Genomic DNA, 8,058 nt, shown 5'->3' with positions numbered 1-8,058 from the left:
GCGCGGTCGGGCATCCTCGGGCAACGTCGGAACGGTGCCCCGCTCCGCTGCCCTCGACGCCCACCTCACGCCTCGCCGCTAGGACTCCCCGGACCCCGTCGTCGGCGCCGGACTCGGCGCGTCCGGGTCCGTGTCCGGGGTGATGATTGCGAATCTGAGAGTCTGGGCTCGGGGCGGAAGATCAGTGAATGCTTCGACCGCCAAGCGAAAACCACCCCACCGGTAGTACCGGGTGAAGCTCTCCCGACCGGGCGGAAACTCGTTTTCCTCTTCCCGCATCCAGCCGTGCTGCGCCAGCCACGGCTCCAGATCATCCGCCACCTGAGCGGGGGTGCGTGGCCCGTCCAGATGCAGCTCGACCGTCTGCGACCAGACGTAGTACTTCGGCCATTCCTCATAGAAGTCACTGGTCAGCGCGATACTGCTGGTGTCCACCGTCGTTCCGACCTCGGACGCCGGGATCTGCCCCATGATCTCCGCACCCCTGCCGTCCGCGGTGCTCATCAGCACCTTCAGCTGTGCTTCCTGACTGGCCACCTGTGCCGCCTCCCGATCCTCGCTCCACCCGCACCCCGACAGCACCGCCACGGCACCGGCCGCCGCCAGCGCGGTCACCACCCGCCACCGGCCCTTCATCCGCTACCCCCGACGTCCACCTCAGTCATCGCCGCTAGGACTCCCGGACCCCGTCGTCGGCGCCGGACTCGGCGCGTCCGCGTCCGTGTCCGGGGTCACGATCATGAATCGCACCGCCTGGGCTCGGGGCGGCGGATCGGTGAACGCTTCGAGCTCCAAGAGAAAGCCGTCCCACCGGTAGTACCGGGTGAAGCTCCTCGACCGAGGCGGGAACTCGTGCCCCTTATCCCGCTTCCAGCCATGCTGCGCCAGCCACGGCTCCAGATCATCCGCCACCTGAGCCGGGGTGCGCGGCCCGTCCAGATGAAGCTCGACCGTCTGCGACCACTTGTAGTACTTCGGCCATTCCTCATAGAAATCACTCGTCAGCCGGATACCACTGGTGTCCACCGTCGTTCCGACCTCGGACGCCGGGATCTGACCCATGATCTCCGCTCCCTTGCCCTCCGCGACGCTCATCAACAGTTTCAACTGCGCTTCCTGACTGGCCACCTGCGCCGCCTCCCGCTCCTCGCTCCACCCGCACCCCGACACCACCAATACCGCACCAGCCACCACCAGCGCGGTCACCACCCGCCACCCGGCGTTCATCCACTCACCGGGGACAGGTCGCGGGGCGAGATCAGCTCCTCCGGCATCGTCACCCCGGTTCCCGGATCGTCCACGAGCACCCCGTGCGGGCCGACCCGCTTCGCATCCCGATGGAACAACGACACCGGCTCCCCGATCACCGCATTGACGATGTTCGTGAACGACGTGCTCCCTGGGGTGAAGACCTTGGTGTGCGAATCGATCGGCCCGGTGCTCTCCAGCGTCCCCGAGGCCGGGTCGCCGTGTTTCAGGTATCCGGTCTCCAGGCGGACGATCCCGGGCGCGGTGGTGGGGTTGGTCGTGCCGTGGCCCAGGCCGAGACCGGACAAGCCCTGGGTCAGGCCGATCAGGTCGTTGCGGGACTGGAGGAGGAAGTGCGGCTTGTCCTTCGTGTTCGGGAAGTCTGTCAGGCCGGTCGCGGTGTGCCCCAGCCCGGCGGGGGACACGTAGACCACCCGGTCGGCGCGCAGTCCGAGCACCTCACCGCCGCCGAGGACCGCGGCGCCGTAGCTGTGGCCGATCACCGTCACCGCCGTCGTCTCCGGCAGCCGCAGGCTGTTCGCGAAGGAGGCCAGCCGTGGTGCCGCCACCTCGGCGAAGCCGCGTTCGGCGGCTTCGGGCAGCGTCTCCGGAAGCGGCGCGCCGTGCCAGGTGAAATACCCCGCCTGGCCGAGAGAAGCGTCGAACATGTCCTTCGTGCGATCCAGGTCGGTGGTGAGGGTGCCGAGCCCCGAGGTGGTACCCGGCACCGAGATGCCGATGCTGCTCATCCAGGCGGGGATGTCACCGGTGACCGGGTCCAGCATTCCCTGGAAGGTCACCGTGCTGTCCCAGTACGGGTTGAACGCGACCAGCGTCGTGCCCTGCTGAGTGATGCGACGGCCGTGCTCGTCGTAGCTGAGGTACTCGCCGAAGCCGGGCGTGCCGCGATGCCTGTCGTTGCGGTCGCCGAGGATCGCGTCGATGCTCGCGATCTCCGCGCGGAGGTCGGCGATCGCGTCCGCGAACAGCCCCTCCGCTCCCGGCTGCTTCTGCTGGAGGTCGAGTGCGGCGATCTGCTTCTCGAGCTCCGCCCGGTACTCGGTCGCCGTGATCACGTTCGCAGTGTTCCGGTCACGCAGCGGGATGCCCTCGAGGTTGCCGATCAGGAGCGGGCAGTCGGCGATCAACGCCTGCTGCTGCGCGTGGCTGAGCAGATCCCACCGTGCGCGGATCTTCGCCGGATCCTTCAGCTGCGCCAACGCGACCGCCGACACCTCAGCGGTTCCACCGCCCGGCGTCGGCACGGTGACGTGGACGCCCGCGGAGACGCGGGGCGGGCTGGGCAGCGCGTTGCGAGCCGCCGCATACCAGGCTCGCGCCTCCGTGATCGCGGCGGTCGCGGCCGCATCGACCCCGGCACGCTCCTCGTCCAACGCCCTCAACCGGTGCAGCGCGGCCGCTCTGCCCTCCTGAGCCTCCGAGAGTTCACGGGCGTGCCTTCGACGCTCGAACTCGTCGCCGGGGGTGTCCAGCGCGTCGAAACCGTCCAACCAGGACTGCGCCGCGCCGATCTCGCCGTCCGCCGTCGCCAGTTGGTCCCTGGCCAGCCGCGCGCGACGCTTCAGGTCCGCGATCTGACTCCCGAACCGGTCCAACGCCGTCCCCCACGCCGCGTCCGCCTGCTGCACGGTGTTCGCGGGCGCCGACGCCGCCTGGATCCTCGTCAGGATCCGCTCCACCGACACTGCGCTGCCCGACTGGCCGCCCAGCGCGGTGGCCGCCCCGAGCACGCTGCTGTACACGTCGGTCCCCACCGTCCGAGCCGCCAGCGCCGAACCGACCTCCCTCACCGTGTCGGCACTGCCGGCCAGCGCCTTGTCACCCGCCGTCACGACCGACTCCCCTCGCCGCGCATCACGACACCACGCGCGATGCGATCTGCGCGTCCAGCAGCCCGAAGTCGGTCACCATCGCCCGGCAGGCCACGCCCTGAGCCCGGACCACCGTGCTCATCGTCGCCAGCGTGAGCGTGCGATCGGCCACGCCGACCGCGTGCTCGTCGTTCGCACGGGACGACCCCGAGAGCAGCTGGTCGCGCACCGCCGCATCCGCATCCAGGCGAGACGCCGCGGAGGTGAGACCCGATGCCGCTACCGTCAGGGCGCCATAGTCGACTTCCACGATCGTCGGGTCAGCCGATCGCGGACGCGCTCTGGCCGTCCGGTTCCCATATCAGCGCCTGCGGCGCCCACGGACCGCTCTCCCCGCAGCCGACCGTCCTGTTCCACATGGAGACTCCTTCGAGGTTGGAGCCTCAGCATATCGAATGAGGAGTGATCGACTTAATATTCCACAGATCACTGCGCTTTTCCGGCGACGCCGGGAGCGGCCCGTCGCCCTCAGTCGTTCAGGATGCGCGCGCCGTGCACCGGGCCTGTCGCGCGCACCGCCTTCACCCGGGAGGCGCTCAGGGCGATCTGCAGGTCCAGCGCATTGTCGAGGTCCGCCGTCAGGAACGCGACGGTCGGGCCGGAGCCGGACACCATCCCCGCCAGCGCACCGTTCAGCTCGCCGAGCTCCAGCACGCCCGCGATCTCGGGGGCGAGGTGGATGGCCGGCGCCTGCAGGTCGTTGGTGAGCGCGTCGGCGAGCATCGCCGGGTCCCCCGCGCGCAGGGCCTGCAGCACCTCGGCGTCGACGCTCGGGGAGAGCTGCGCCGGGCGGATGTCGCCGGCGTGCCGCTCGCGGTGCCTGTCCAGCTCGGAGTAGACCTCGGGCGTGCTCAGCCGGGAGTCGGGAAGCGCGAGCACCCAGTGGAACTGACCGGTCGCGAGCGCCGGGCTCAACCGGTCGCCGCGGCCCGTTCCGATCGCGGTGCCGCCGACCAGCGCGAAGGGCACGTCGGCGCCGAGCTTCGCGGCGAGCGTCAGCAGCTCCTCGCGGCCGACGTCCGTGCCCCACAGCGCGTCGCAGGCGACCAGGGTCGCCGCGGCGTCCGCCGAGCCGCCGCCCATGCCTCCCGCGATCGGGACGTGCTTGTCGATCCGCAGCCGCACGCCCCCGGTGAACCCGGTGCGCTTGGCGAGCAGCTTGGCGGCCTTGATGGCCAGGTTGCGGTCGTCGGTCGGGAGGTCGGAGGTCTCGATGCTGCCGCCGAAGCTCAGCGAGAAGTCGTCGGCGGGGGCGGCGCGCACATCCTCGTAGAGCGAGACGGCCTGGTAGGCGGTCGCCACGTCGTGGTAGCCGTCGTCGCGGACGGCGCCGACCCGCATGAAGACGTTGATCTTGCCCGGAGCGCGCACATGCACGCTGTCGACGTCCCAGCCGGCCCCTGCCTCCACCATGCCTCAAACCTACACACCGCGCAGGGCCGCGAACGACGTGTCGCGCGCGGCGCGCGGGAACGGTGCCGGCAGTGCTCAGGGACGGGTCTGGGCGAGCCGCGCGAAGTCCGCGAGCGCGAGCTGCTCGCCGCGCGCCGACGGCGACAGACCGGCGGCCGTCAGCGCCTCCTCCGCGGCGGCGGGATCGCCGAACACCGGGGAGAGCGCCTGCCGCAGCGTCTTCCTGCGCTGCTGAAACGCGGCATCCACCAGCTGGAAGGTCCGCAGCCGCAGCGCCTCGTCGCCCGGCGGCGTCTCGTGCCGCTCGAAGCCGACGAGGATCGAGTCGACGTTCGGCACCGGCCAGAAGATCTGCCGGCTGACCGCGCCGGCCGTGCGCCAGCTGCCGTACCAGGCCGCCTTGACGCTCGGCGCTCCGTACACCTTCGAGCCGGGGCCCGCCGCGACCCGCTGGCCGACCTCTGCCTGCACCATGACGACGCCGGACCGCAGCGTCGGGAAGGTCTCCAGGAAGTGCAGCAGCACCGGCACCGACACGTTGTACGGCAGGTTGGCGACCAGCCGCGCGGGCTGCTCGGCCAGCTCGGTCACGGTCAGCGCGTCCTGGTGCACGACCGTGAGCCGGTCCGCCGCGTCCGGAGCGAGCTGCGCGACCGTGACGGGGAGCTGGGCGGCGAGCCGGCCGTCGATCTCCACGGCGACGACGCGCGCGTCCGCCTCCAGCAGGCCCAGCGTGAGGGAGCCGAGACCGGGGCCCACCTCCACGACGACATCGCCCGCCTCCACCTCGCCGACGCGGACGATGCGCCGGACGGTGTTGGCGTCGATCACGAAGTTCTGGCCCAGCTTCTTGGTCGGGGTGACGTCGAGCAGCTCGGCGAGATCCCGGATCTCCGCCGGCCCCAGCAGCCGCAGCTCGCTCACGCGATGATGCCGATCGGCTGCGTCGGCGGCGGGCCGACCGGTTCGCTGTCCCAGCGTCCGTAGACCAGCTCGGTGTTGGAGTTGATCTGCGCGGCGAGGGTGGAGGCGTCCGTCCCGATCGTCTCCGCCATCGCCCGGAGCGTGAGCGGCACCAGGTACGGCGCGTTCGGGCGGCCGCGGTACGGCGTCGGGGTGAGGAACGGCGCGTCCGTCTCGACCATGATCAGGTTCCGCGGGGCGACCCGCAGCGCCTCGCGCAGGTTCGGCGCGTTCTTGAACGTGATGTTGCCCGCGAACGACATGTACCAGCCGTTCTCGGCGCAGATGTTCGCCAGCTCGACGTCGCCGGAGAAGCAGTGGAAGACGGTGCGCTCGGGGGCGCCGACGCGCTTCAGGGTCGCGACGACGGCGGCGTGCGCATCCCGGTCGTGGATCTGCAGCGCGATGCCGTTCTGCTTGGCGATCTCGATGTGCGCCTCGAAGGACGCGAACTGCGCGTCCCGCCTCGGCCCCTCCTCGGTGCGGAAGAAGTCGAGTCCGGTCTCGCCGACGGCGCGCACCCGCGGCCGGCCCGCGAGCTCGGCGATCACGGCGAGGGCGTCATCCAGCTCGCCGCGCTCGGCGTAGTCCGGGGCGTCGTTCGGGTGCAGGGCGACGGCGGCGAGCATCCTCGGCTCGATCGCCGCGGTCTCGGCCGACCAGCGCGAGGTCTCCACGTCGTTTCCGACCTGGACGACGCCGCGCACGCCGACGCTGGAGGCGCGGTCGAGATGCTCGCGGTAGTCGAGCGGCTGCTCGCCGTCCGCGATCTCGAGGTGCGTGTGGTTGTCGTAGACCGGGACGGTCAGCGCCTCCGGCAGCGGCGGGTACGCGAGGTCGCGCCCGTCCGTGACGTGCCGCTGCCGGATGAACGCCGGGTCCGTCATGCGCCGGGCACCGCGTCCGCGTCGATCCGGGGGAAGAGCGCCTCCAGGCCGTTCACCTCGGTGCCCGCAGGCAGCTGCCCCCAGTCGCCCGCCGAGCGGAGCCGCTGGTCGGCCAGCGCGCCGAGCTCGCCGGACGCGCCGAGCGCCGTCCAGAGCTTCGCGGTGGCCTGCGGGATGACCGGCGAGAGCAGGACCGCGAGCGCGCGCAGGCCCTCGGCGGCGGTGTACAGCACGGTGCCGAGGCGCTCGCGCTGGGCGTCGTCCTTCGCGAGCACCCACGGCTCCTGCAGCGTGATGTAGCCGTTCAGCTCGTCCACGATCGTCCACACCGCGGTCAGGGCGTCGTGGATGGCGAACCGGCCGATCGCGGCGTCGGCGTCCGCGGTGGCCGCGGCGACGACGCGCTGCACCTGCAGGTCCGCCTCCTGGTACGCCCCGGCCGGCGGCACGATCCCCTCGAAGTACCGGGTGACCATAGCGATCACGCGGGACGCGAGGTTGCCGAAGCCGTTGGCCAGCTCCGCCTGGTAGCGCGCGGAGAGGTCCTCCCAGCTGAACGAGCCGTCCTGGCCGAAGTTGATCGCGCGCATGAAGTAGTAGCGGAACGCGTCGGAGCCGAAGGTGTCGGTGATCTGGGTCGGCGCGATACCGGTCAGCTTGGACTTGGACATCTTCTCGCCGCCCACGAGCAGCCAGCCGTGTCCGAACACGCGGTGCGGAACCTCCAGGCCCGCGGCCATCAGCATCGCGGGCCAGATGACGGCGTGGAAGCGCAGGATGTCCTTGCCGACCAGGTGCGTCGCCGGCCAGCGCCGCTCGAACGTCTCCTCGTCCTGGCCGTAGCCGACCGCGGTGACGTAGTTGAGCAGCGCGTCGAACCACACGTAGACCACGTGCGACTCGTCCCACGGCACCTTGATGCCCCAGTCGAAGCTGGACCGCGAGATCGACAGGTCGGACAGGCCCTGGCGGACGAAGCTGACGACCTCGTTGCGTGCCGACTCCGGCTGCACGAACTCGGGGCGCTCCTCGTAGAGCGCGAGCAGGCGGTCGGCGAAGTCGCTCATCCGGAAGAAGTAGTTCTTCTCCTGCAGCAGCTCCAGCGGCTTGGAGTGGATGGCGCAGACCTTCTGGCCCTCGTACTCGCCCGTGCCGTCGACGATCTCGCTCTGCGGCTTGAACTCCTCGCAGCCGACGCAGTAGAGCGCCTCGTACTCGCCGGCGTAGATGTAGCCGTCGTCGTACAGCTTCTGCAGGAACTTCTGGACGTTGGTCTCGTGGCGCTCGTCGGTGGTCCGGATGAAGTCGTCGTTGGCGATGTCGATCGTCTTCAGCAGCGGCAGCCACTCGTTGGTGACCAGGCGGTCGGCCCACTCCTTCGGGGTGGTGCCGTTGGCGGTCGCGGTGCGGAGGATCTTCTGGCCGTGCTCGTCCGTCCCCGTCAGCAGCCAGGTGTCGTCGCCGGCCTGGCGGTGCCAGCGCGCGAGGACGTCGGCGGCGACCTCCGTGTAGGCGTGCCCGATGTGCGGGACGTCGTTCACGTAGAAGATCGGCGTTGTGATGTAGAACGAGGAGCCGTCGGACATGGTGACTATCCTACGGGCGCGCGGAGGCTGGTCCCGGTGTGTTACCTCCTCTGGTGCTCCCCGCGCCGA

8 protein-coding genes are annotated in these 8,058 nt (G+C 70.6%); all 8 read right to left on the bottom strand.

Going from position 1 to position 8,058, the window contains the following annotated elements; all coding sequences use genetic code 11:
• Positions 1-78 precede the first annotated feature (78 nt).
• A complete protein-coding gene (locus ACTHMF_RS04445; protein ID WP_440316459.1) occupies positions 79-618 on the bottom strand; it encodes a hypothetical protein in 540 nt (179 codons plus the stop codon).
• 39 nt (positions 619-657) lie between these two features.
• Entirely contained in the window at positions 658-1,209 is a 552-nt protein-coding gene (locus ACTHMF_RS04440; protein ID WP_440316458.1) for a hypothetical protein, read from the bottom strand.
• Between the two features lie 14 nt (positions 1,210-1,223).
• Positions 1,224-3,101, bottom strand: a complete 1,878-nt coding sequence (locus ACTHMF_RS04435) for an alpha/beta hydrolase (protein ID WP_440316457.1) — start codon at positions 3,099-3,101, stop codon at positions 1,224-1,226.
• Positions 3,102-3,123: 22 nt separating this feature from the next.
• A complete protein-coding gene (locus tag ACTHMF_RS04430) occupies positions 3,124-3,390 on the bottom strand; it encodes a hypothetical protein (protein WP_440316456.1) in 267 nt (88 codons plus the stop codon).
• Between the two features lie 218 nt (positions 3,391-3,608).
• Positions 3,609-4,553, bottom strand: a complete 945-nt coding sequence (locus ACTHMF_RS04425; RefSeq protein ID WP_440316455.1) for a 4-(cytidine 5'-diphospho)-2-C-methyl-D-erythritol kinase — start codon at positions 4,551-4,553, stop codon at positions 3,609-3,611.
• A gap of 75 nt (positions 4,554-4,628) precedes the next feature.
• Positions 4,629-5,477 carry a 16S rRNA (adenine(1518)-N(6)/adenine(1519)-N(6))-dimethyltransferase RsmA gene (rsmA, locus tag ACTHMF_RS04420; RefSeq protein WP_440316454.1) on the bottom strand — a complete coding sequence of 283 codons (849 nt, stop codon included), beginning with the start codon at positions 5,475-5,477 and terminating at the stop codon, positions 4,629-4,631.
• Complete coding sequence (locus tag ACTHMF_RS04415) at positions 5,474-6,403, bottom strand: TatD family hydrolase (protein WP_314148547.1); 930 nt, start codon at positions 6,401-6,403, stop codon at positions 5,474-5,476. The genes rsmA and ACTHMF_RS04415 overlap by 4 nt, the downstream gene beginning before the upstream one ends.
• On the bottom strand, positions 6,400-7,989 hold the full coding sequence (gene metG / locus ACTHMF_RS04410; RefSeq protein ID WP_314148546.1) for a methionine--tRNA ligase: 1,590 nt from the start codon (positions 7,987-7,989) through the stop codon (positions 6,400-6,402). Before metG ends, ACTHMF_RS04415 begins: the two co-directional genes overlap by 4 nt.
• Between the last annotated feature and the right edge of the window lie 69 nt (positions 7,990-8,058).

Origin of the sequence: Leifsonia sp., from assembly GCF_051955155.1 — a bacterium.
Taxonomy (GTDB): domain Bacteria; phylum Actinomycetota; class Actinomycetes; order Actinomycetales; family Microbacteriaceae; genus Leifsonia.
The sequence above is the reverse complement of the archived record's forward strand: the minus strand, read 5'-3'. Positions and strand labels throughout refer to the sequence as shown.

What these genes read in the sequence shown, in the direction of transcription:
- metG (WP_314148546.1), bottom strand. Translation starts at nt 7,989, where the DNA reads ATGTCCGACGGCTCCTCGTTCTACATCACAACGCCGATCTTCTACGTG.
- ACTHMF_RS04415 (WP_314148547.1), bottom strand. Translation starts at nt 6,403, where the DNA reads ATGACGGACCCGGCGTTCATCCGGCAGCGGCACGTCACGGACGGGCGC.
- ACTHMF_RS04425 (WP_440316455.1), bottom strand. Translation starts at nt 4,553, where the DNA reads ATGGTGGAGGCAGGGGCCGGCTGGGACGTCGACAGCGTGCATGTGCGC.